Annotated in this window: 19 protein-coding genes and 1 pseudogene; 12 read left to right on the top strand and 8 right to left on the bottom strand. The window is 46.8% G+C overall.

Annotated features, from left to right (window positions below; genetic code table 11):
* Window positions 1-4: 4 nt before the first annotated feature.
* The 3 genes from H6F98_RS23460 to H6F98_RS33700 all read left to right on the top strand — a co-directional run bounded on the left by H6F98_RS23460 (window position 5) and on the right by H6F98_RS33700 (window position 4,219).
* Window positions 5-595 carry a hypothetical protein gene (locus H6F98_RS23460; protein WP_192221125.1) on the top strand — a complete coding sequence of 197 codons (591 nt, stop codon included), beginning with the start codon at window positions 5-7 and terminating at the stop codon, window positions 593-595.
* Between the two features lie 452 nt (window positions 596-1,047).
* Window positions 1,048-2,187 carry a YbjN domain-containing protein gene (locus tag H6F98_RS23455; RefSeq protein ID WP_192221124.1) on the top strand — a complete coding sequence of 380 codons (1,140 nt, stop codon included), beginning with the start codon at window positions 1,048-1,050 and terminating at the stop codon, window positions 2,185-2,187.
* A gap of 190 nt (window positions 2,188-2,377) precedes the next feature.
* Entirely contained in the window at window positions 2,378-4,219 is a 1,842-nt protein-coding gene (locus tag H6F98_RS33700; RefSeq protein WP_242058664.1) for a DUF4157 domain-containing protein, read from the top strand.
* 198 nt (window positions 4,220-4,417) lie between these two features.
* On the opposite strand, the gene H6F98_RS23445 is transcribed toward H6F98_RS33700, so the two are convergent.
* The 3 genes from H6F98_RS23445 to H6F98_RS23435 all read right to left on the bottom strand — a co-directional run bounded on the left by H6F98_RS23445 (window position 4,418) and on the right by H6F98_RS23435 (window position 6,658).
* Complete coding sequence (locus H6F98_RS23445) at window positions 4,418-5,815, bottom strand: carotenoid oxygenase family protein (RefSeq protein WP_192221123.1); 1,398 nt, start codon at window positions 5,813-5,815, stop codon at window positions 4,418-4,420.
* Between the two features lie 155 nt (window positions 5,816-5,970).
* Window positions 5,971-6,210, bottom strand: coding sequence for a hypothetical protein (locus H6F98_RS23440; protein WP_192221122.1), 240 nt, complete (start codon window positions 6,208-6,210; stop codon window positions 5,971-5,973).
* 163 nt (window positions 6,211-6,373) lie between these two features.
* Window positions 6,374-6,658, bottom strand: coding sequence for a hypothetical protein (locus tag H6F98_RS23435; protein WP_192221121.1), 285 nt, complete (start codon window positions 6,656-6,658; stop codon window positions 6,374-6,376).
* A gap of 56 nt (window positions 6,659-6,714) precedes the next feature.
* Between H6F98_RS23435 and H6F98_RS23430 the strand changes: the two genes are divergently transcribed.
* The 4 genes from H6F98_RS23430 to H6F98_RS23415 all read left to right on the top strand — a co-directional run bounded on the left by H6F98_RS23430 (window position 6,715) and on the right by H6F98_RS23415 (window position 10,831).
* Window positions 6,715-7,098 (top strand): hypothetical protein, encoded by a 384-nt coding sequence (locus H6F98_RS23430; RefSeq protein ID WP_192221120.1) that lies wholly within the window; start codon window positions 6,715-6,717, stop codon window positions 7,096-7,098.
* A gap of 270 nt (window positions 7,099-7,368) precedes the next feature.
* The gene (locus H6F98_RS23425) at window positions 7,369-7,581 is read left to right on the top strand and encodes a hypothetical protein (RefSeq protein ID WP_192221119.1); all 213 of its coding nucleotides are present in this window, start codon (window positions 7,369-7,371) and stop codon (window positions 7,579-7,581) included.
* Window positions 7,582-7,790: 209 nt separating this feature from the next.
* On the top strand, window positions 7,791-8,699 hold the full coding sequence (locus H6F98_RS23420) for a hypothetical protein (protein ID WP_192221118.1): 909 nt from the start codon (window positions 7,791-7,793) through the stop codon (window positions 8,697-8,699).
* A 203-nt stretch (window positions 8,700-8,902) separates the two neighbouring features.
* Complete coding sequence (locus H6F98_RS23415; protein WP_192221117.1) at window positions 8,903-10,831, top strand: Hsp70 family protein; 1,929 nt, start codon at window positions 8,903-8,905, stop codon at window positions 10,829-10,831.
* A gap of 114 nt (window positions 10,832-10,945) precedes the next feature.
* Here the strand turns inward: H6F98_RS23415 and H6F98_RS23410 are convergent.
* Window positions 10,946-11,260, bottom strand: a pseudogene (locus H6F98_RS23410) (XisI protein); the annotation flags it as partial.
* 206 nt (window positions 11,261-11,466) lie between these two features.
* Here H6F98_RS23410 and H6F98_RS23405 point away from each other — a divergent pair.
* Entirely contained in the window at window positions 11,467-12,087 is a 621-nt protein-coding gene (locus H6F98_RS23405; protein ID WP_313929929.1) for a Uma2 family endonuclease, read from the top strand.
* A gap of 162 nt (window positions 12,088-12,249) precedes the next feature.
* On the opposite strand, the gene galT is transcribed toward H6F98_RS23405, so the two are convergent.
* On the bottom strand, window positions 12,250-13,248 hold the full coding sequence (gene galT / locus H6F98_RS23400; protein ID WP_192221116.1) for a galactose-1-phosphate uridylyltransferase: 999 nt from the start codon (window positions 13,246-13,248) through the stop codon (window positions 12,250-12,252).
* A gap of 415 nt (window positions 13,249-13,663) precedes the next feature.
* Between galT and H6F98_RS23395 the strand changes: the two genes are divergently transcribed.
* Entirely contained in the window at window positions 13,664-15,799 is a 2,136-nt protein-coding gene (locus H6F98_RS23395) for a HEAT repeat domain-containing protein (RefSeq protein ID WP_192221115.1), read from the top strand.
* Window positions 15,800-15,857: 58 nt separating this feature from the next.
* Here the strand turns inward: H6F98_RS23395 and H6F98_RS23390 are convergent, their stop codons facing one another.
* Together H6F98_RS23390 and H6F98_RS23385 are read right to left on the bottom strand one after the other, a co-directional pair.
* Complete coding sequence (locus H6F98_RS23390) at window positions 15,858-16,487, bottom strand: LysE family translocator (RefSeq protein WP_192221114.1); 630 nt, start codon at window positions 16,485-16,487, stop codon at window positions 15,858-15,860.
* Between the two features lie 108 nt (window positions 16,488-16,595).
* Window positions 16,596-17,456 (bottom strand): AraC family transcriptional regulator, encoded by an 861-nt coding sequence (locus H6F98_RS23385; RefSeq protein ID WP_192221113.1) that lies wholly within the window; start codon window positions 17,454-17,456, stop codon window positions 16,596-16,598.
* 305 nt (window positions 17,457-17,761) lie between these two features.
* Between H6F98_RS23385 and H6F98_RS23380 the strand changes: the two genes are divergently transcribed.
* The gene (locus H6F98_RS23380; protein ID WP_192221112.1) at window positions 17,762-19,273 is read left to right on the top strand and encodes a glycosyltransferase; all 1,512 of its coding nucleotides are present in this window, start codon (window positions 17,762-17,764) and stop codon (window positions 19,271-19,273) included.
* Between the two features lie 93 nt (window positions 19,274-19,366).
* On the opposite strand, the gene H6F98_RS23375 is transcribed toward H6F98_RS23380, so the two are convergent.
* Entirely contained in the window at window positions 19,367-20,149 is a 783-nt protein-coding gene (locus tag H6F98_RS23375; RefSeq protein WP_192221111.1) for an HAD family hydrolase, read from the bottom strand.
* A 224-nt stretch (window positions 20,150-20,373) separates the two neighbouring features.
* On the opposite strand from H6F98_RS23375, the gene H6F98_RS23370 reads away from it, so the two are divergent.
* Entirely contained in the window at window positions 20,374-22,035 is a 1,662-nt protein-coding gene (locus tag H6F98_RS23370) for a D-Ala-D-Ala carboxypeptidase family metallohydrolase (RefSeq protein WP_192221110.1), read from the top strand.
* Window positions 22,036-22,225: 190 nt separating this feature from the next.
* Window positions 22,226-23,011 (top strand): hypothetical protein, encoded by a 786-nt coding sequence (locus tag H6F98_RS23365; RefSeq protein ID WP_192221109.1) that lies wholly within the window; start codon window positions 22,226-22,228, stop codon window positions 23,009-23,011.
* Window positions 23,012-23,149: the final 138 nt, after the last annotated feature.

The following is a 23,149-nucleotide window of genomic DNA, read 5'->3' as shown; positions in this document are numbered from 1 at the left end:
TACTATGACCAACCAGCCCTTAGATCAAATGGAAGATTTACAACGTTTTTTTGAATTTTGCAGAACAGTAGAGGGACTATTTTGTGATTTTGAGGACGTAGAAAATGGGAATAAACTTTTGACTTCTTTGTTGAAATCAGAAGCTGAACCTTACTTCACAGTTATTGGTATACAGAAAAGCCACTCATTAATGTGTTTTTGGAAATATAATGACAGCGTCTCCTTACAAGAGCAACCTATTGTATGGTTGGATAGTGAAGGCACTCCCAATGCAGTGTTTGCATCTAATTTTCGAGACTTTCTATCTCTTCTTCCCTACGATACGGGTGCCATTTATGATTGGATTGCTTCTTGGGAGCGGTATTTAGATAATCCTAGCTCGCAACAGACCCCTATTGAGCGTTTCACTAATGAACGAATAGAAATGTACATAGAAATGAGCCGGGAGGATAATCCCTTCCGTGATCAATTCATCAACTGGTTGCGAGAAGAGATAAATATTGAGCCTGCTACGCAACCAGTAGCCTTAGTCGGTGAAGCGATTCAGAGTTTTCCTCGATTAAGTCAATGGTTGACCGATAGACAATTAAACTGAATTTGGTTAAGGTACGAAACCCAACATCTGAAAAAGTTATGCGTTCGCTCATTTGGCTCGAACGGTAGGGGTGAAAGGGCGATAACTCCCTCATCCTGTAGTGCGAGCGCTCATTTGGCTCGAATGGTGGAGTGAGATCGCTGGGGTAAGCGGGAAGGGAGGGATCGCGCAAATTGAAGGTCAGCCAGAGGAATTTATTTTGTGAGTAACAGTGGTGCGATCAGCTTTGCTGGTGAGCTTTCGCGCAATCGCTCTATCGGAGCATACCCTGCAATAATGCGATAGCCTTACCTGTGCTTACATCAAACAAATGCTCTACTTTTTGGATATAACTTGATTGGGTGGGAAGTGATCACTCTCGCGAGTAGAGCTTTCAGCAGCCTGCACAAAAATTTGGGTTGATTGGACAAAGGGGTGAACCGATTAAATTCTAAAGTGAGCGAAAACTCTACATGAACGTAAAGACGGAAAATCATCCGCTCAACAGTGAACTAACGCTACGCGACTCCTCCCAATCCCCTCTACCCATCCACGCCGTTACCCTAGCCCTAACCAAACAAGACGACGAACTCATCGAATGTCGTCTCACCTTCCAAGTCAACCCCGAACTATACCAACGCATCAACACAGAGGCATTATTTAACCTTAAGCCGGAAGTGCGTAACCCCCTCTCTGCTGGGGAATTCCTGCCCGAACCCGATATCAAAATCAAAACCACTTTAAAGCCCGATTTGCTGCCTCGCTTAGCAGGATACACCGCAAACATTGATGAGGCTGCAACCTATATCCTAAATCTGAGCCAAGAACAACCGGATGACCCGTTGCTATCTACTGAGAATTGGTTAGCGCTGTCGGTCAAACAGCTACAGGAATCAGGAGAAACTGGCTATCGCACTCTCTGGGATTATATTAGTCCAGCAGCTCTTGCTCAAGCCGCCACTTCAGGTTCAAGTGAAGAAATTAATTATGCAATCGTCAACTTCTTCAAAGATTGGACAGAGGCTAATCTATCTGAAGTTACACAGAAAGCCACTTCCCAGATGCTTGAGGGAATGACCAATTTCTTCAATGAATTAGCTGATGTCAATTTGGATGAGAAAGTAGAGACTTTCCGGCAGAACCTCTCTACAAGCGGACAAATTTTTGAGGAAATGGTCAATTTCTTCAAAGAAGATGAATGGCCCTTCTACGAAGTTGAAGGAAAGTCAATTTTACAAATGGCATTCCAGGGCGAGAATGGAAAATGGACTTGCTACGCCAAGGCTAGAGTTGAACAAGAGCAATTCGTGTTTTACTCCATTTGCCCCGTCAACGCCCCAGAAAACAAGCGGCTGGCTGTGGCAGAATTTTTGACTAGAGCCAATTCAGGCATGATTATCGGCAACTTTGAACTAGACTTTGCTGATGGGGAAGTTCGCTACAAGACCAGTATTGATGTTGATGGCGACACTCTCAGTTCAGCACTGATTAAACGATTGGTTTATGCCAACGTGACGATGATGGATGAATACTTGCCTGGGATTATGTCTGTCATTTATGGTGATGTAGAGCCTAAGGATGCGATCACACAAATCGAAAGTCAGCCAGAGTAATTCCCTGCTGCAAAAACCTGTTGGGCCGTTAGCTGTAACTCGTTGAATGTTGGGGAGATGATGCGATCGCTAAATTCGACTTTTGAACTAGAGTAACTCGAATTAAAAAAGACTACTATCGTATCAAGTTCCAAAAAAACTCAAGAAATTGACGCACTGCTGGTACAAGCCGTAAGGGAGGACTGAGAAAATGCACACCCGACAGCATATCCAAAAAAAAGCTCCATCGAGTTCCTCTTCCACATCCGTGCCAATCAGCATATTCCAGCAGCGCCCTTTCAAAGATGAAGCTGACCCAGCAGCAGTACCTTCTCAGCAGCAGGAAACACCAGACCTACAGACCCAACTTGAGAGAGCCACCCGTTTTGGTCACAACTTCGGTCAGGTACAGGTGGGCGACACGCCAGCAGTAATTCAGCCCAAACTTGCCATAGGAGCGCCTGGAGACAAGTACGAGCAGGAAGCAGACCAAACGGCAGCGCAGGTAATGAGCATGGCTGCACCTGCAAATCAGCACTCAGTTCAACGGGAGATGGCTCCAGAAGAAGAAAAAGAGAAGCTGCAAACCAAACCTCTGGCTGCCTCTATCACCCCACTTGTCCAACGGGAAATGGCTCCCAAGCCCGAAGAAGAGGAAGAGCCTCTTCAAGCTAAGCCGTTAGCAGGCTTCACCATTCAACGAGAAATGGCACCAAAACCTGAAGAAGAGGAAGAGCCAGTCCAAGCCAAACCCTTAGCAGGCTTCACCATTCAACGAGAGATGGCTCCCAAACCTGAAGAAGAGGAAGCGCCAGTTCAAGCCAAACCATTGGCAGGCTTCACTATTCAACGTGAAGTGGCTCCCAAACCCGAAGAAGAGGAAGAACCAGTTCAAGCTAAGCCGTTAGCAGGCTCCACCATTCAACGGGAAATGGCTCCCAAACCCGAAGAAGAGGAAGAACCAGTTCAAGCTAAGCCGTTAGCAGGCTCCACCATTCAACGGGAAATGGCTCCCAAACCTGAAGAAGAGGAAGAGCCTCTTCAAGCCAAACCTTTGGCAGGCTCCACTATTCAACGAGAGATGGCTCCCAAACCTGAAGAAGAGGAAGAGCCGGTGCAAATGAAGCGATCGCTGCAACGAGTAACAGAAGCTGGTGGCAATGATGCTGGTAGCAACCTGGAGAATCGGCTAAGCACTAGCAAAGGCAGAGGTAGTCCTTTATCGAATGAAGTGCGCTCTTTCATGGAACCCCGCTTTGGTGCCGATTTCAGTCAGGTACGGGTACATACGGATAGCCAAGCGGTTCAGATGAATAAAGACTTGGGTGCTCAGGCATTTACTCACGGTAATGATATTTACTTTGGGGCTGGGAAGTCTCCTATCATTTCCGACTTGACAGCTCATGAGTTGACTCATGTGGTGCAGCAGACAGGTGCAGTTCAGCGCAAGCTTCCTGAAGGACACAATCGTGCGTTGGAACACCATCAGGCAAGAGATGGAGTCGTTATCAAAAGTGAACCTGGAACACCGCAGATACAAAAGAGCGATCCAGTCAGCGCTACTTCTCTCGGTGTCGCTGTTTTCGAGGCAGGAAGGAGTTATGCTAACAGTGGCAATCTTTACCACAATGGCAACACTCCTTCCTATATGCACGAGCGTACACCCATAGAAGCAACGTGGGAAGACGTGGTAACTGAGCTGAATATCCAAGCGTTTCACCCTCGTATTGGTTGGGACAATCAAGACTTCTACTATCGTTTGTCATACCAGCGCAATGGCTACGACATCAGAAATGCCCAAGTTGATATTCTTAGGGATAAGTCGTCAGGTATGTACACATCAACCTTCGGTTCTACATGGTCGGGTCAAACCCATTCCCGGCCCACTGACACGGTAGCCGAGATCGTCTTCAATATCAGCGGCGAGTGGAATCCTCACGGTGTAGGTCACGCCTCTTGGTGGGGGCAACTTGTTCTATCAGCAGTTAAAGAAAGCAGTGTCATTAAATCTTTCACAGTAGGTTCGGAGCAAGATTGGGTTTGGAGGGTTTAAGTAGAATCTTTTTCAACAGCTTGTTGAAGAGGAAAGGCGCTCGCTCAAGTCAGTCCAGCCAGTAAAAAGCAATAGAAACAGCGATCGCCTGTTAATTGAGTTTGGGGATGAGGAGCAATTGCCTTTGCTGACCTTAGCTGCCTTGATTTGATAAGGAAGTTGCTTGTGTTGAATTACAGCGCGATCGCATTTTCTCAACTACGGTGCAACCGATAACTGTTCCTCAAAAACCCAAGTCCCGTGGAAACCGTAAGGAACTCGCTGCGGAATCAGCACCCGTGCCACAGGTTCAGCAGTGAAATCTTGAGCATTGACCACCACCAGTTCAGACGTATTGGAACCCTCATCATGGACGAACGTCAGCAGCCAGCCGTCATCCTCGGCAACAGCACCGGGACGGGGAACAAATACCGCTTCGCCGCCATAGCGTTGAGAACCGAATTTCAGAGTCTGGGAGGCACCACTACTAAAGTCATATTTAATCAAACCTTCAAATGCCGGAGTCGGGTGACCCGGTGCTAATTTTGCCGTGTAGCCAAATCGCGTTTTGCGCCCCAAAAGCTGTTCATTAATACGGGGGAATTCTGAAGAGACATCATCCAGCATCTCTTCCTTAACCGTGCCAGTGCTGAGATTAAATCGCCAACGGTACAGGCGGGGAATATCTGCATTCGGGTGATCAGGTGCCTGAGATAATCCCATGGTAGTAGCAGTCATATGACAGCCAATCAGCACCACTTCATCTCCCTCTTCATAAGCATTAAGCGTATGAACGATGTAGCAAGCCGGACTCTCAAACCAGCGAATACTGCTGTTGTCACCATGATGAGGCAGGATACCGAAGCGACTCGGTTTATCTCGCTCAAACATTAATAGTGGCTGTCCCTGTTGCATTCTTGCGATGCTAAAAGTTAGGGGCAAGTCCATAAAGATGGTGTAATTTTCAGTGATGGCAAAATCGTGCATCATCACCGCTTCTGGCAGGTCAATCGGAACCGTCCGCAATAGCTCTCCCGACGCTGAAACAACGCTGTATTGCAAGTAGGGAGGCTGTACCGAGTAGCCAAAAAAGAGCATTTCCCCTGTACCGGGGTCTACCTTAGGATGGGCAGTTACTGAAGAAACCAGCTTGCCGTTGAACGAGTAAGAACCAACTGTTTCTAATTCAGGCAGCTTAATCGCGTGAGGTTCGCCCCCTTCCCACAGCGCCAATAGTTGCCCTGCTTGCCAGATTAATGCCGTGTTGGCCGTATTCCTGCTAAGGTCATTGAAATTATCTCTCTGGCGTGGTTCCAAAAGCCCAGTCCCCATCGCTTTAGCCGCGTTCTGCTCGGTTAAAAATTTCTGGGTTCGGACATAGCGGTTGCGATATTCTGCTTTGCCGTTGTGTAGAAGCACTCCATGCAGCATCCCATCCCCACTAAACCAATGGTAATTTCCGCTAGGAAGGAGCTGAGGATTCGGCCCATTGCGAACAAACATACCACAGAGGTCAATCGGGAGTTCACCCAAGACTTGGAGGTTGTCTGCGGTAATTTCTTCCCCGACTGGAGCAAAGTTGCCTGCTAAATAGGGATTGATTGTTGTTGAGGTCATTGTGTTAAACAAACGCGATCGCTTTCTCTATTCTGACCAAACAGACAAGGCAACTGTTCAGCCACACTAAACTAATGACGATTTGGATAGGCTAATAGTGCATTCCAGGTGCATTTGGACGGTTAAGAATCCAGCGACACTCGTCTGAGTTTGGCTTACGTCGAGCTGTGTAGGACATTCGTGAAGCCTAAACTTTCCAAGTGAGCTTTCCAGCTATCTGGCGTATCTTCGTTTATCGTCAGATCTCCGGCTGCAATCGCCGTGAGAGCCAGCCTAGAAGCGATACAGACCTCATAAGATCTCCCCTGCTCCCCTGCTCCCAAAATAGATAGGTATTCAGGCAACTTACTTTCATCAAGAGATTGGTGATCTGCCCAGAAATAGTAGTGCTCCATAGTAGACCTCTTGCAAAAATACTTGGCAATTGGAAATCTCGGCTACAAAAACGTTGGGCGTTAGCGGAGCGGTAGCGACGTTAGGAGCGTCAGCCCTTCCCGAAGGGTAGTCTGCCTGCGCGGACTCTTAAAACCCGCGTAGGTGGGTTTAGTTTGTATAGCCTCAGACTTCAGTCTGTAGGCATCCATCGACTTTTGCAAGAGGTCTAGTGTGTAGAGACGCAACTTCCTCTGTCTCAATGAGTGCAGGATTAACGTCTAGATCTTGGCGGGTTTGTAATTCTTGTTCTATAACGTACTGGCGGACAACATCTGCGATAAAAGGCTTAAGCTTTCCAGCTGTTTGAAGATACGGCAAGGCTCTCGCCAACGTAATCGGTTGGTCATCAACGGTTAAGAAGGCTTGGGATACCATGAAGGAATGCAGGAAATAGATTACCAGACCCATTATTTTCGCATCCCAAAAGATTTCACTTGACGGAAAATGACCCCCTTTAGATATACATGCTAGGAACCTTTCAACAAAGCTATCTCCGCATTGAAGTAGAAGCACCACAAACAGTTATCCGCGAAAATCTGCTGCATTCTCAGCAGCTACGTCAATGGCTGTGGCTCCAGCGCTTCTCAGAAGGACTACCAGAACAACTTCATCCAGGACTAACCTTTACGACATGGACAGGTCCCGTGGCAATTCAACACCGTGTAGAGGTTGCCCAATCCAACTGCTTACGTCTGCTATTGAGTCAAGGAATTGATGGTTATCACGAATGGTACTGGGGTGACGGTTGGGTGCAGTCCCGCTTAGAAGGCATATCTCTGTTGCCATTAAATCTTGGTCAAACACTAAGTCTCTTAAGGCTTCGCCAGTGCTTAACGTCTAAGCAATAGAGGTTTTTATGGGTCATTGAATTGATATTGGGGAGAGGGTAAAGAAGAAGGGGAAAAGGAATTTCTCTTTTAACCAAGCAATCTCATACTTACTCGGCTTCAGAATAAATCTACCTAAAGACAGATGGCAAAAAAATGTGCCAAGCTGGCGGTGCTGGCTTAGTCATAATCCGCTCAGATACACAAGGCGATCGCAACCATACGCCATTGCAGTAGCCGAGTAAGACTGGATTTTGAACAGGCGGCGCGTGTCCTATCTGTCCTAAATCAATGTGTAACGTTTCTTGGAAAGTTGAACGGTGTTCAAAGTGTCAGCAATTTGCTGTTAAAAGTAAGGATGAGTTTTGGGGATGTCTGAAGTGTCGTGAGTTACCCAAAGACCAAGTGAATCAGTCTCTCCACGGGGGTTGTGTGTATTGTGGTCAACCCTTAATCCTGCTGATGGAAGCTTGCCTAACTTGTGGCAACCAACCGAGGCAGTGATATAGCAATCAGCAGTCAGCTTGAGAGCGGTCAGCTTTGGGTCAAATCGGCTCACTTCTCAGAAACGCAATCTCCCGCTAATGTCCTAACATTTGTAGCGACAGCTATAAAAAACTCGAACATCGTGAACTCACTTCAGCATTTACGCGAAACTGGAGTTATACACCCCATCATTCCGCCTTTGGGCAACGCTGAAGTATTGGCACGCAATGAAAACACTATTGACACTTTTTGACAAAGAACGGAGCAAACTAGAGACAGAGATTGAGAAGGCAAACAACCCAGAACAGGTCGTTAAGCTGGTTCAGAACCGACTCGATGATCTTGAGCGGAATTATATCGGCGAACTGAGTATCGCTCAGGTACGTCTGGCTTCCTTTTTCCTGGACACACTACGGCAGTCCATAGGCACCCTCACGGCTGCCAACGAGACGAGGATTTCACAACCAGATCCTCAGCAAATTAGTAACCAAGCCAGACGACTTCCCTCCAACAGCTTAATCCTGAAAATCCTCCAGGGACTAATTAGCCTAAGCATCTTAGGTTCATTGTTCTCCTTGACTCAAGATACCCCTGGAGCTTGGATGGCTATCTTGTTAACGGTAGTGCTTGTAGGACTGGAAGTTGTACTCCAACTCGACAAGGGCAACCAGGAAAACCGTGCAACCTCAACTCAACCTGTACAAGTGCCTCAGCCTATTGTGCAAATCGATAGCAAAGTCCTTCTAGATAATCTTGGTGATGCACTCAATACTATTGATCTTGCCGTCACTTCGACTGAACAAGTGAACAAACCGCTTGATGCAAGTGGAATAGAAGAACTGCCAGAACTCTTGAATCTTGTTCAGAGGCTGATGGGTGCGTCATTTCTGGGGAAATCTCAGATGGCACTTGAACTAACTAAACTGTTGCCACAGATATTAATGGAGCAAGGAATTCGCGCTCAGATTTACCGACCCGATGATGAACAGAGTGGACACCAGTATTTTGACTTCGAGCCAAATATTGATCGCTCTGCGAAAGACTACGTAACGATAAGTCCTGCCTTAGTGAAAGGCGATCGCCTACTTCGGCGGGGGCGAGTGATTGAACCTGCGTACTCTGAGGCGAGAGAGTAGCGTGTCCTATCATCACGGCTATGGAAGAACATCAACGTTTTTATTGAAAAAGTGTTTTGACATCCCATTTTCATCAATCCATACAGATAGGTGCCTCGACTATCTGGGGATATGGCGTAGGCAAGATGCCTACACCATGAAGATTCTTGCAAAATTAGGATGTACCCAGTATTTCCCTTGCAAGTAAAGGGTTAGGGGAAAGAATGAGTAGGTCAGTTTTAGAAACAATCGGGTTTGATCTGGGACATGGTGAAACCGCCGTAGCGAAGGCGAGAGTAGAGAGTATCGAGCCTCCAGAGATGCTTGAGATTAATAATAAGAAGGTTCAAATCACAGCGATTGGCTGGCATCCAGAACTCGGCTATCTGGTCGGAGAACAGGCGTTAATCCAAGCTGGCGTTACCCATCTCAAAATCTCTTTTAAAGAAAAACCAAACAACGATCCAAATTACAGAAAGACAATCCGCAGTTTTCTGGAAACCTACTACCGCCTTTTAAAAGAAAGCAAACAGATTGAAGGTGGGGAAACCAGTCAATTTTACGTTGGGTGTCCTTCAGGATGGTCAATTAGCGATCGCGAGGAATACCAAAAGCTACTTAAGGAAGCTGGCATTACCATACTGAGTGTTGTACCAGAGTCGCGGGCGGCTTTCATGCAAGCCAAGGAAGCGGGTAAGCTCGACTATGACAAACTCAGATCATCAGTGCTGATCGTCGATATTGGCTCTTCAACTACAGATTTTACCCTGGTCAAGACCTTGCATGAGATACCCATGGATTTTGGGCGAAACACTCTAGGAGCATCCCTGATTGATAAGGCAATTTTTGCTCAGACTCTCGCCAAGCACGAGGAGAAAGCGTTACTCGAACGAGTCTTTGAAGACTATCCGCATCACCAAGCGCGTTGTGAAATAGCTTGCCGCAAAGCCAAGGAAGACTATTTTTCTAACGAACAGCTATATAGCCATCCGCAAACATTTGCACGCGGCTTCGAGTCGATCAACGAACAGATTTTCTTTATTTCCCAAGTCAACAGATTGGTCATGGAGGAGATCTTGACTCAACCCTTAGTTGAACTGGGACAGAAGAGTTGGATTGAATCCTTTCGTGAGGCAGTAAATGAGGCAAAGGAAGAGCTAGTCAAACAAGGGATTGTGCCGAAAGTTGTGCTGATGACTGGTGGTGCCTCGCGCATGAAGTTCACTCGTGAGATTTGCGAGGAAATCTTCCCAGAACCGGAAACTCAGGTTCGCCCTGACCCAGAACCTGAACGGTGTATTGCACTTGGTCTAGCGCGGGTAGGACGATGGGATTTGCGGGCGGCGGCATTTAAAGAAGAACTCAATCAACTGTTTGACTCAAAGAAGCTGAACGAGATCATCGAGAAACATATCCCAGAGTTAATCGAACTGTTGACCAAACCACTGTCAGAGAGTTTGATTGAAAACGCAGTCAAACCAGGTCTGAGAGACTGGCAAAAGAACAAAATACGGACTTTAGGTGACTTGGAAAGCTCGATGAAGGGTGGCGCAGAGCAGTGGCTCAAAAGCGATCGCGCTCAGCAGATCATCAAAGATAAATCCGTCACTTGGTTTAACAGCAAAATCCAACCCGACTTGGCTCAAGAAACCGACCCAATTTGCCGAAAGTTCCAGATACCCAGAAGCAGCTTAAGGTTCGAGGAAGGTATCGACCCTGGTATGGTAAATGCTGATCTGTCGATTGGAGACGCTATCCTTGCGGATACTGTGGCCTTTATCGTCAATGTCGTGATTGGTGGTGGCACTATCGGAAGCATCATCGCTCTGATCCTAACCGGACACTTGACCTGGCCTATCGTGCTAATCTATGGGGTCTCAGTTCTTGCCGCAGGAGTGGAGCTAACTCGAAGCAAAGTTCAACAGGCAATCAAGGAAAAGGTGGATATCCCCAGTTGGACTCGTTCTAGTTTTTTGAACGACAGCAAGATCGACGATATCAGCGAGAGGATAAAACCGGAGATAGAGGAAGTTCTCAGGAAACAATTGACAGAGAATCGAGAAGCTTTTGATAACCTGATTGAGAAGGTTGGGCAAGAGTTAAAGAAAGCTCTAAATACTAAAGCAGAAGAGGCAGTGATTCTAATCCAATAGGTGTGCGATCGCTCTTGTCCAATTAGTGGAAAGGCGATCGCCCTTTTTTCACTCCTTATAATTTTTATCAGCAACAACTGTAGAGATAGGAGCGTTCGGAGGGGGACGAGACAGCTACGCCACAGCATATCCTGTATACTGCCTCACATCCGGTGGATGAAACCCCAAAACGATTCTGTCTTTAGGAATTCCCGCAGCAACCAGATCGTTTGTCACGCCATCTTCTGTATCATCTCGCTGCACCCAAATCTTGCTATCGATAATATCAAGATGAACAAGGCACCCATGAACACGCCTTGCCGCATCCCAACCCAGAGTAATCAATAAATAGCTATCGGCTACTTCATCAAAAACTGCTTTACAAGTAAGTTCTCCATGAGCGTATGGAATTTTAGTGTAAGGTTCAAGAACACTCTTGATAATCCTTCGATAAGTCTCTAAATAGCATCGTGATAGATGTCTAGGGCAGGCATAGGCAACCTATTGATAGAGCTTACAGTCTTTTATCCTAAAATTACCTTGGGTTATTGGATGTTGATAGAGATTATGCGATCGCCACAGACCAACTGAAGGAACAAGTCGAGGGAGTCGCAGTGCTACGATAAAGGGCAAAAGTAGAGGGCAAGTACATTTCTGTGTCTGTCTCCACTCAACCCAACGTACCAAACTTCACGCAAATGGCTGTGCCAACCGAACCAGTTTGGCGCTTCAGTGTTGCTCAGTACCACCAAATGATTCGCCTGGGTATTCTAACCGACGACGATCCAGTGGAACTGCTTGAAGGGTGGATTATTCATAAAATGCCGAAAAATCCACCACACCGTGCTGCAACAAAACTGACTCGAAGTGCATTGGAAGAGATTGTGCCACAGGGATGGTATGTAGATGCCCAAGAACCCATTACTCTAGACGATAGTGAGCCAGAACCTGATGTCGTCGTGGTTCGAGGCAATACTCGTGATTATCTCGATCGCCATCCGGGTTCCCAAGATTTAGCCTTAATCGTTGAAATTGCAGACTCTACGCTAGAACGAGATAGAACGTCCAAAAAACGCCTTTACGCCCGTGCAGGCATTCCCGTTTATTGGATCGTTAACCTTCCCGAACAAAAACTAGAAGTTTACACAGAACCTACCGACTTAGCAGATGTACCAACCTATCAGCAGCGCCAAGATTACAGCCTGTCGGATGAAGTTGCTGTTGTGATCGAGGGACAAGAAATTGGTTGCTTAACTGTGCGGGACTTATTACCCTAGAGGCAAAGGCTAAATCCTTGCAGACTTCTCTGGAACTGAAGGCAAGCATGAACTTAGAGCAGTAGAAATGGCAGCCTTATTGGTTTGCTATCGGTAACAGTTCGGAGAATTACGAGAAACCAACAATGGACAGACTTGAACCATTTCAATACAGACTCCTAATCATGCATTTAAAAAGTCAGCGTCTACTTCTGGCAGGGAGGGATTAATCCTAATCCCTGAACCCAACTCAAAACCAGCGTCTGTTGTCAGTCGAGGTTGGATTTGGCAATACCAGTGTACTTGGGGTTCCTCGGCTTTGTAGCGGGCAGCCGTGTTAATCGCGTAGTTGTAATCAGGGTCATTTAACTTTTCGTACAAATTAGCAAGAACGTTCTTCAAGATCAGCGCAAAATCTAATTTTTCTTGAAGAGAGATACTGCCAAAATCTGCCTGATGATTCTTCGGCATAATCCAAGTTTCAAAAGGCACCTCAGCCGCAAATGGGACAAAGGCAAGAAACGATTGATTTTCTTGAACAACTCGCCTACTGTTTTGCAGCTCAAATTCTAAGATGTCGCAATACACGCACCGTCCCCATTTATCAAAGTAGCGCTGCGCCTCTTCCTCCCGCCAACGGCGATTTTGGGGAACCATTCCTGTCACAATGATTTGAGAATGAGGATGCTCCAAAGACGCACCCGCTTGCTGTCCATGATTGCGAAAGATGATCGCCATCATATTCTCATGCACCTGCATCAGCTCGATGTAGCGCCTGTGATAGGTTTCAATGAGAATCTCCACAGCTTCTTGTGGCATTGTGGCGATGTTTTGGTGATGATCGGGACTTTCAACAATTACTTCATGTCTGCCATAACCGGGCATAGAGAGATAAATCCCTTCAGATGAGCGGCAGATATGTTTATCAGGCGTTAATGCCGGATATTTGTTAGGGACGACGCGGGTTTGCCAAAAACTTTGCTCTCGATTCAGCATCTCCAGAACAATCGCGTCCGACATGTGTTCATTGCCGGGACAAAAGGGACATTTTTTTTCTGTGTCTGGTAGTAATTCCTTAGCTCGACTAATTTTCTGAAAATCCTGAGGACGTTTGCGCCGACTGGGTGAATAAATGACCCATTCTCTCGTTATCTTGTTGAGCCGAATTTCACTTGCTTGCATTTTTTAAATCCTACAGCATTGATTATGAATAAGCAGGTCAATGGAAAATAAGGCTTGTGAGTTTTAAGCGTTGGGGATAGGAAATTGGGATTTGGAAGGGAATTCTGGGCAAGCATTCCCAATCGCCGTTCCCAGTCCCTAATAAATTGTGAACTTTTTCTTGCTATTTTTCATTTAAGGGCAAGTTATGTAGAGGTTCAAAATCTTCAGGCAATTCATCAAGAGCAGGAATTACATCAAAAGCACCATCTTTATAGTGTTTTGACGGATCGAATCTTCAAGCGATCGCATTTTGAACTATCTTTGTAAGCAGAGTCAGCTAGGTGTTGCTAGGATCAGGGCGTGATATGTCGCTAGGAGAACACAGGGAGCGCGATCGCATACCTAGAGCTATCAGAATTGAAACCGCAACCCGATGGAATTTCAGCATCAGCAGCTTCAGGAATCCGAAACCGCAGAAAGCCTCCTCCAACAGCTACCTCATCTCAGTGACGAGCAGCTCAAACAGGAGTATTTGAATGCTCTGCAATGGACAGAACCTCTATCCCTGATTTTGCCGTTGCTGGACGACAAATCTCAGGTACTGCGAGTGGTAAAGCTAGCCCTTGATGTAGATTTCTGCCTTGGGGCAAGACTAATAGGAGCTGTAAAACCGGAGTTTCAGGCAGCAACGGTAGACTTGTTGGTGGCACTAGAGCTTCCTGAAGTGCTGAAAATTCGGCTATTGGGTAGCACTGGCTCAGATAGCGCGGTGCCACAACTGCTGCAAGTTTTGCACGATGAAAATTCTCGATTTCGTTCCCAAGTTGCCTCTGCGTTAGGAAAAATCGGTAGTGAAGCGGCTGTGGCAGCGCTGGGACAAGCCTTGAGGGCGCAAGACTCAGAAGTTCGGACGCAGGTTGCCTATGAGTTAGGGCAAATTGGCAGTGAGGCAGGTGTGGCAGTGCTGCAAGAAGCCTTGAACGATAACGACTATCAGGTACGTGAGAGTGCAGCGTTGGCACTAAGTGCGATCGCAACAGATGCAGCCGTAGCTGCCTTACAGCAAGCTCTAAATCATAAAAGTCCTAATTTTCGGGAGAGAGTTGTCTCCGCTTTAGGTCAAATCCGCACGGATGCAGCAGTAGCCGTGTTGCAGCAAGCTCTCAATGATGAAGTCTATCAGGTGCGTGAGAGTGCTGCCTTGGCATTAGGTCATATCCGCACCGATGCAGCCGTGGCAGCCTTGCAGCAAGTGCTAAACCATGACAGCTATGATTTTCGGGGAAAAGCAACCTCGGCACTGGGTTCGATTGCCACTGAATCCGCTGTTGCTGCACTGCGCCTTGCTTTGACTCATTCAGACTATCGAGTGCGTGGAAGAACAGCACTAGCATTAGGCAGTATTGGCACAGAGGCAGCCGTGGCAGTTCTGCAACAAGCGTTAAATGACGAGAACCATCGAGTGCGTGAGAAAGCAGCTGAAGCGCTAGGTTCTACAGGCGCTGAGGCAGCAGTAGCGCCATTACTCATTGCTTTGCAAGATGAAGACTCTTCGGTTCGCAGAACAGCGGCTGAGGCGTTAGGGTATATTGGCTCTGAGGCAGCGGTAACCTCATTACAACAAGCTTTGAGCAGTGAAGACTCCTATGTTCGGAGAACTGCGGCTTGGGCATTGGGGAGAATTGCCACAGAAACAGCAGTAGCCGCCTTGCAGCAAGCCTTAACTGATCAAGATTCTTGGGTACGTTTGAGTGCTGCCTACGGATTAGGAAAAATTGGCTTAGAGATGGGGGTGGCGGCGCTGCAAGAAGCATTGGGCGATGAAAACTTTGAGGTGCGTGAGAAAGCGGCTGAGGCGCTAGGGAATATCGGCTCTGAGGCAGGTGTCACTGTACTGCGCCAATCCTTGTACGATGAGGACTTTTGGGTGCGTCGCAGAGCCGCTGAGGCGTTAGGAAAGATTGGCACAGATGTAGCTGTGGCAGCCTTGCGGAGTGCGTTGAGAGATGAAGACTCTGATGTTCGTCGTCGGGCTGCCTATGCGCTAGGAAACAGCGGTAGTGAGGCAGCCGTTGCCTCGCTGCGTGTTGCTTTGAATGACGAAGACTCGAATGTGCGTTTAAGTGCGGTTAAAGCCTTAGGGAATATTGGTACTGAAACAGCCGTAGCTGCACTGCGCGTTGTTTTGGATGATGAAGACTCAGACTTTCGAGGAAAAGCGGTTTATGCATTGGGTTCTAAGGGAACTGAGGCAGCAATCGTGGCATTGGAGGAAGCTTTAAGAGCAGAAGACTCCTGGGTGCGTTGGATGGCTGCCTCAGCGTTAGCTTCAATTGGTATCCAGAGGGTTGTCATGGCACTAGAGCAAGCGTTGAATGATTCAGATAGTCGAGTGCGCTACACGGCTGCCGAAGCGTTAGGGAAGATTGGTAGCCCGAAATTACTTGCTCAGCTTCGCCAAATGCTCTACACAACAACGGATAACTATGAACTGAGTACGATACTCAATGCGATCGCATCAATTCAAGAGCGTTGTGGGTACTACAACCATGACGTAGCAACCTCATAAGCCTTTCCCCTGAAACTAGAAGAGTTTCTTTTGGAAAATACCTGCAAGCCCAAGAAAATTACTTGTGTTCTGGTAGAGCAAGCCGCAAGCCTAGCCCAACTAGCACAGTACCTGTAATCCACTGCAACACGTCAGCAAATCTTGCATGCCCTGCTAATCGGTTTCCTAAACTTCCGGCAAAATAACCTACTGTTCCGTAAATCAAGAAACACAGCACAGTGAAAGTTAATCCGAGTGCAAACATCTGTGCCACCACTCTGCCCAGATATGGATTCACAAACTGTGGTAAGAACGCCATGAAGAATAGAATTCCCTTGGGATTCAATACACTGGTAATGATGCCTTGCCAAACAATCCGGCTTTTCTTAGTAGGTTTTACTTCTGCTGGCTTAAGAATGAGATGTTGCTTACTCCGCAGGGTTCGGATACCGAGATACAGTAAGTAAGCTGCACCCGCATATCGAATCATCTCAAATACCCCTGCTGAAGATTGCACCAGTGCTGAGAGTCCAAGCACGGCGAAAATAGTATGCACAATGTAACCTGCACAAACCCCTACAGTTGAGAGCAACGCGATTTGGCGTCCCTGTGCAATTCCTCGTGTAATGATGTAAATCAGATCAGGGCCAGGTGTGGCAATCATCAACACTGCGGTTGTGAGAAAAAGAAAAAAGCTTGGAGATTGCATTGAAGTATAGCTCTACTAGTTTTCTGCAATTGAAGCTGTTCTGCACTTGAGGATGTTTCTAAAGAATCAAGTAGTAAAAGCCGTCACTCCTCTTGTCAAAACACCATCTTAAGAAGCCGCATTATCTTTAGCTTGTACGTTTTTGCAAGCTATTTGATACTGACCTGGCGTGATGCCAGTGAAGCGCTTAAAGTGACGAGTAAAATGGCTTTGGTCGGTAAAGCCTATTTCCTGAGCTACCTCTGCTGCCAGCCATCCCACAGACAAAAGCGCTTTTGCCCGGAAGATGCGGACTTGGGTGAGGTAAGCATGAGGGGGTAGACCAACCTGCTTACGAAATACGCGAAGCAGCCGCAGAGGTTTGAGATTGGCAAGGCGGGCTAGCTGTTTGAGTGAAACGCTCTCAAAGTAGTGTTCTTCCAAGTATGACTGCACCTGTTTGACTGCCTGGTGTTCGTAGCCCACAGGGGGTACAGCAGGTCGAGCCGAGGCATGACGAGTAATCAAATGAGTTAGCGTCCAAATGAGGCGAGATTCTCGCTCTAGAAGGCTAGATGCTCCTTGCAACGTCATGAGGAGTCGTCGGATAACTTGAGCTAAATCTTCATCCCGAAGATTTGGTATGGGAAAGTAAGGCAAATCTACTCGCTCCTCTCTCACTTGGTACATAGCATTCTGGAACAAGGTTGCATCAGGGTAGAGCATCCAGTATGTCCAGCCCTCAGGAATCGCGGCGTGACCTGCATGAATCTCTCCTGGATTGATGATCAGGATGTTACCTGCTGGGATAACATGGGCAGTACCTTGATAGGGGAACGTTGTTGCCCCCTGCTCGATGATGCCAAAACCAAACGTTTCATGAGTATGCCGAGCAAAAGAATGATTGACGTAGGTAGCACGCATCATTTCAAGATTGCCGCAGTCTTGGATACGCCAAAACTTAACTTGCTCACGCACTAATGAGGTCATCGTTATCTAGAAGAGTTGTTCGACAGTAGCTCTTATGCAGCTTAAAGGAATGAAATAAGTCTCGTCTTGTACGTTTTTGCAGGTTTCGGTATGAATATTGGCACCCTATCGAGGGCAGGAACTACTGCAATGACGTTTAATGCAGAGTGTCATCGGCTATTGGCTATTTATTGCTCGTGATGCCTAACGTCTACTACCTATAAATCCCCCGTCCCAACTATCAGGATTTAGCTAACTTGTCGCTAAAATTTATACCCTAAGCGGTAAGCTACCTGACAGGATGAAGCCGTATTAGGAATCGGGCGATGCATATTGGATTTCTCAACCCGCAGGGCAACTTCGATGCACAGGACAGTTACATAACAGAACACGCCGATTTTGGGGGACAGCTAGTTTATGTTAAGGAAGTCGCGATCGCGATCGCTCGTAAGGGACATAAAGTTGATATTCTGACTCGCCAAATCATTGATCCAGATTGGCCTGAGTTTGCTCAAACCTTTGATACTTACCCAGATGTGGAGAATGTTCGTATCATTCGCTTACCCGCAGGGCCAAAAGAATTTTTGCGTAAAGAGTTACTGTGGCCTCATCTCGTTACCGATTGGGTGCCCAACATCCTGAAACTCTATCAAGGAGAAGGTCGTTTACCAGACGCTATGACCACCCACTACGGGGATGGAGGACTGTGTGGTGTGCTGATTGAGGATAAGACAGGAGTGCCCTTCACGTTCACCGCTCATTCCCTTGGTGCTCAGAAAATGGATAAACTGCACGTCACTCCAGAAAATCTCGCTCAGATCAACGAATACTACTATTTTAGCCGCCGCCTACTTGCTGAACGGTTGAGTATGAATCGTTCAGCCGTCAACATCACCAGTACGTTCAAACAGGAACGTTTTGGGCAATACAATCATCCTGCTTATCAGGGAGCCATTGATGTAAACAACGATGTTCGCTTTGCCTTAATTCCACCAGGCGTAGAGCCATCGGTTTTTGGTGCAAAGGCTCGCTCCCACAATGAAGAAGCAACCTATCAGCTAATTCAGGAGCGCTTAGCGCGGGATATTTCTGAGTCACGCCGGGAGTTACCTGTGATTCTTGCCTCCAGTCGATTATCTCCCAAGAAAAACACCCTAGGTTTGGTGCAAGCCTACGCTCAGAGTGAGACAATTCAGGAACAAGCCAATCTTGTACTGATTACGGCTGGACTGCACAACCCTCTACGTGAGCCAGTCAAAGATGAGCAAGTCGAACGCACCGTATTGACTCCCATCCGCGAGATTGTGAACGAGAAAAACTTATGGGGTAAAATCAGTGCCTTTTGCGTTCCTGATCAAGGCGCACTTGCGGCAACTTATCGCTTTATGAGCCAACGCCGCTCAGTATTTGCACTAATGTCACTTTTTGAACCCTTTGGTCTTGCGCCCTTAGAAGCTGCCGTGGCTGGGTTACCCGTAGTTGCAACTAAAAACGGAGGACTCAGCGAGAGTCTGCGAGAGGGCGACAAGGAATACGGTGTGCTAGTTGACCCAGAAGACACGGCTGATATTGTGCGAGGATTAGAGCGGTTGCTCTGCAATGCCCAAGAATGGGAGCATTTTGCCCAGTGTGGTCAGCAGCATGTACTCAATTGCTATACCTGGGAAGCCGCAGGAAACGAGTACTTGAACTTAATTAAGGAGATTGTGTCCTCACCCACCGCACGCCGTCCAGCAGAACTCCTTCCCATTCATAGCTACTTTCTCAATCCCCAAGCGGAAACGGATGTTTCTCTGGAAGAATTAAGCCGCCTGTACTTTGGGACTAGCCAAAATTAGCAGCAAACTTCTGTAAGGGCGAAGCAGGTTCTGAACCCGAAATCCCCGATTTCTCGGAGAAGTCGGGGATTTGAACCACACACCCTATCTCAATCAGGAATCTAACGAATTAGTTAAATACTGTGCCAATTCACAAAACCCTTCTCCTTCACCTTTTTTGGTAACATAAGCGGGTTGATAACTGAGTTCATTAGCGTAATCCAAGACATTGGCAACACCAACAGAAAGGGGAAATAGTTGAGGATTAAATAGACTGGCATCATTTGGGCTATCACCCACAGTTAGCACTTGCTCTGGTGTGTACTGAGGGAAATAGTCACCTAGTACCTGCATCAGAGCCGTTGCCTTGTCTTGGGAGACTGGTTTGATGTGGCATTGCACAGAACTGTAGGTAAAACCCCAACCCATTGAATGACATAAATTCCCCAAGTGTTTTAGTTGAGGGGGTGTCAGGTTGTGATTATCAAATGTCCAGTCAGTCAGGCGAAAGCGATTGTCAGTTGATTCTTGAATATCAGGAAATTCTGACTTGAGTTGTTGATAAGCAACCTCTAGCTGTTGTCGATGTGCGATTAAGTCAGGTATGGGTGTTAAGGCGATCGCGTGATCACTGTCAGTGGGATAAAATAGTCCTCCATTTTCTGCGATCGCTCCCACTATCGGTAAGTAAGTCGCCAGTCCACTCACCCATCCGGCTGAACGACCTGTAACAATTAGCACTGGTAAATTTGCTGTACTTAAATCCTCAAAGGCTTGAAACAACTTTGCCCGAAATTTGCCTTGCTGCGTTAGCGTACCATCCATGTCTGAGGCAATCAGACGAAGATTTTTAAAGCAATTGTTTGTTATTCCCTGCTCAATCGGTGCAAAAGGCATAGATTATTGTGTAATGAGTGCTGTAACATCAAGTCCGGCGAACTCACTTCGTACATAAGTTGTCGCTTTTTGTCTGTTGTCTGTTGTCTGTTGTCTGTTGCTACTGACGACTGACTACTAACCGATGGTCATCTAGCCATCGGGAAGACGACTGACAAAACACTCAGGTTTATAAACGAAGTAATCAATCAAACTGGATAGGAGTTGGGTTCTTACAATCTGCCATGGCAACACTCTCACCAGACCAACGCAATTATTACTACCTGATTGAAGCCGAACGAGCGGGTATTCACAAGCCGATTCTGGCAGCACTTTATCAAGCCCATGCGGCACCTTCGCTTTCAGATGGAGAAACTGGCTTGGGTATCTCGCCAGCTAATCGTGTTCCACTGGCGCAAGTCAACACTTTCCCAGAACAGGTGCAATATGCAGCGAATGCTATCCGCTCGCTTACCGATAGTTTAGTGGCTCAAGATTGGAAAGCTGGGGATATATGGCAAGCTGAGCAAGGTCGTTACGCTGACCAATTTCTTCAAAGCGTTGCGAAAGGGTATGCACCACCAGCTAATGAGCCAACAACTGCACGTTTAGAAGCGTCTAACTTTGATAAACTCTTGAAAGCTTATTTGGCTGACCTTGAAACTGACTTCAAAGCTCAAGGCTTACCCCAAAATCTTGCCTATCTGGATAAAGCGCTTCTAACCTTAGTGGATCGAATTCCGGAGTATTACACTGGCTTGCCTTTTCAACGGGATGCGTTACTCGAAGCGGTGCGTGTTTGGCGGGAACTCGATACTCGTGAAGCTGCGATCGCATCTTTGGTTCCTGCCACTCAAGTTAGTGCAGCGAGTAGCGATGAGTCCCAGTTGGACGTTCCACTCAAGAAATTTGTGCAGCGGCTTTCTGCTAACTATGGGGGATATCCTCAGCAACGAGAGGCGCTGATTCGCATGACCCAATTATGGCGCCAGTTGCGGACACGGGAAGAAGCGATCGCTTCTCTAAAAACCAACACCTCCCCAGAGGAAAACCTCCGGATCATCGATCCCGCTTTGGTTGCCTTCGTCCAACGCCTTCCTGAGTACTATCAAGGGCAAGGCAGTCAACGAAATGCCCTCACGGAGATGTTTCGGCTCTGGCGACAACTCGATTCTCGTGCTAGTGTGCTGACAACTCTAGGGATTAATCCAGAGCTGCTCAATACTAGCACCACTGACAAAACAGCAATGCTCAAGCTGGCGACTCAGCTAGATCGAGAACTCCTAACCTTTATGCGGCGTGTACCTGGGTCATATGAAGAACGTGACCACCAACGAGAAGCTTTAATCCGCCTTGTCCAACTCTGGCGCAATTTACCGACCAGAAATCAGACGATTTCTAGCTTACTAGAAGACCAAAAACGTCTGAATGAAGCTAGCCGCAAGTCAAAAGAGGCGGCACCGAAACCTTTACCTGTAGTGATTCCCAAGCGTCCTGCCCGTTGGACACCACAAAACATTCAACTATCTGCCTCAATCATTCCTGATGGTAACTTTACTTGGGCAGAGGCAACCCATGGTGGTACACGAATGCCTCCTAACCAAGCAACAGTTGATGCAATGGTTCGCATTGCCAAACTCGCGCAACGGGCACGCGATCGCATTGGGCGACCCTTTATCATCACAAGTTGGTATCGTCCACCTGCCATTAATCGCGCTGTTGGAGGAGCTATTTACAGCCGTCATTTAGTTGGAGATGCAATGGACTTTCTCTGTGAGGGTTTGACTGGTAATCAACTTTATTGGTCACTTGAACCTTGGTGGCCCGGTGGCTTGGGTCGCTATGTTAAATTTCCCAACTTATGTCATATTGACGCACGAAGTTACCGTGCAAGGTGGCGAAACTGAAATTAAGGTAGGTGTAGAAATAATTAATAAGTTAATCGTTAAGAATGTCTCATTTAAAACTCTTGACTTTCATTAATCAACGATTAGCTCTTCTCCACCTCATCTATTTCTTTCTATGACTTTAATCCACAGAATGCACTCTAAAAGTGCATTCTAAAAAAAAGATGCAGCGTTCTAGCTAGTAGTGATTATGCCCACTTCTAACCTTCTTATAAAATCTGTATTAGCTCAAGCTCCGGTTAAGTCGCAACCCTCATCGTCGCCCGTGAGTCCACCAGAATCCCGTCCTTCTGGGCAAATCTGGATGTATGTCTCTATTAGTCTTGCCTTAATACTTATTGGTTTAGCGGTGTACGGAAAGCTGAAATACAACGATATGGCAAAGAAGCTCAAATATGAGCAGTTTAAAATCACAGACCTTCAAAAAAAGCTAAAGCTCGCTCTAAATACCATCCGGAAGATGGAAAGCAATCCAGATTTGGTTCACTCTCGTGAATTCAATTTGGACTACCTCAGAATGCGTATGGATGAAGAGGTGTTTCACTTTGCAGTAGTCAACCAAATCAAAATTAAGGTCAAGCAGTTAATCAGTGTAGCGCTTCGACCGAATCAGGGAAATAAAACAGCGATTGGTATTGCCAGTACGACAGGGCGCCAAGTGGATGAAATATTTGATGTGATGTACGAAACAGAAAGCGGGGGAAAACGTACTCTACGAGTCTTGTTTCGCATTCAAATCAGATTGATGAAATTACCCACGCAAGCAACCTCTGCAACAATTAGTCAGATTATTGACTGTATTGAGACATTTCTTAGCCCAGAAGACGATCAAGATAGTTGGCAACCAACCATTCAAGGTCGCATTGTTTTAATTCGTTGGGATCAAAAGGCAAAACCAACCCCTTTACTAGTACTGCAACAATCGAGTGAAGGTGTCAATGTAACCTTAAAACCCAAACGGGCGGGTGTTCAGTAACTCTCTCAACCCCAATTAATTAGATTCCTCAGGGTACATTAATCTTTAAATTAATTGGTTAGCGATCGCTCTAGCGATTCGAGCTAAGCATCATGTATAGCAGAAGGCAGAGGGCAGAAGCTCTAAAGTTGATCAGGC

Source organism: Microcoleus sp. FACHB-SPT15 (genome assembly GCF_014849525.1).
GTDB lineage: Bacteria > Cyanobacteriota > Cyanobacteriia > Cyanobacteriales > Coleofasciculaceae > Symplocastrum > Symplocastrum torsivum.
This window is presented reverse-complemented; position numbering and strand designations above follow the sequence as displayed.

Coding starts and splice junctions, on each gene's coding strand:
- H6F98_RS23385 (WP_192221113.1), bottom strand. CDS start 17,456: ATGACCTCATTAGTGCGTGAGCAAGTTAAGTTTTGGCGTATCCAAGAC.
- H6F98_RS23420 (WP_192221118.1), top strand. CDS start 7,791: ATGAAAACACTATTGACACTTTTTGACAAAGAACGGAGCAAACTAGAG.
- H6F98_RS23390 (WP_192221114.1), bottom strand. CDS start 16,487: ATGCAATCTCCAAGCTTTTTTCTTTTTCTCACAACCGCAGTGTTGATG.
- H6F98_RS23395 (WP_192221115.1), top strand. CDS start 13,664: ATGGAATTTCAGCATCAGCAGCTTCAGGAATCCGAAACCGCAGAAAGC.
- H6F98_RS23435 (WP_192221121.1), bottom strand. CDS start 6,658: ATGGGTCTGGTAATCTATTTCCTGCATTCCTTCATGGTATCCCAAGCC.
- H6F98_RS23440 (WP_192221122.1), bottom strand. CDS start 6,210: ATGGAGCACTACTATTTCTGGGCAGATCACCAATCTCTTGATGAAAGT.
- H6F98_RS23455 (WP_192221124.1), top strand. CDS start 1,048: ATGAACGTAAAGACGGAAAATCATCCGCTCAACAGTGAACTAACGCTA.
- H6F98_RS23425 (WP_192221119.1), top strand. CDS start 7,369: ATGTGTAACGTTTCTTGGAAAGTTGAACGGTGTTCAAAGTGTCAGCAA.
- H6F98_RS23415 (WP_192221117.1), top strand. CDS start 8,903: ATGAGTAGGTCAGTTTTAGAAACAATCGGGTTTGATCTGGGACATGGT.
- H6F98_RS33700 (WP_242058664.1), top strand. CDS start 2,378: ATGCACACCCGACAGCATATCCAAAAAAAAGCTCCATCGAGTTCCTCT.
- H6F98_RS23370 (WP_192221110.1), top strand. CDS start 20,374: ATGGCAACACTCTCACCAGACCAACGCAATTATTACTACCTGATTGAA.
- H6F98_RS23460 (WP_192221125.1), top strand. CDS start 5: ATGACCAACCAGCCCTTAGATCAAATGGAAGATTTACAACGTTTTTTT.
- galT (WP_192221116.1), bottom strand. CDS start 13,248: ATGCAAGCAAGTGAAATTCGGCTCAACAAGATAACGAGAGAATGGGTC.
- H6F98_RS23445 (WP_192221123.1), bottom strand. CDS start 5,815: ATGACCTCAACAACAATCAATCCCTATTTAGCAGGCAACTTTGCTCCA.
- H6F98_RS23375 (WP_192221111.1), bottom strand. CDS start 20,149: ATGCCTTTTGCACCGATTGAGCAGGGAATAACAAACAATTGCTTTAAA.
- H6F98_RS23380 (WP_192221112.1), top strand. CDS start 17,762: ATGCATATTGGATTTCTCAACCCGCAGGGCAACTTCGATGCACAGGAC.
- H6F98_RS23430 (WP_192221120.1), top strand. CDS start 6,715: ATGCTAGGAACCTTTCAACAAAGCTATCTCCGCATTGAAGTAGAAGCA.
- H6F98_RS23365 (WP_192221109.1), top strand. CDS start 22,226: ATGCCCACTTCTAACCTTCTTATAAAATCTGTATTAGCTCAAGCTCCG.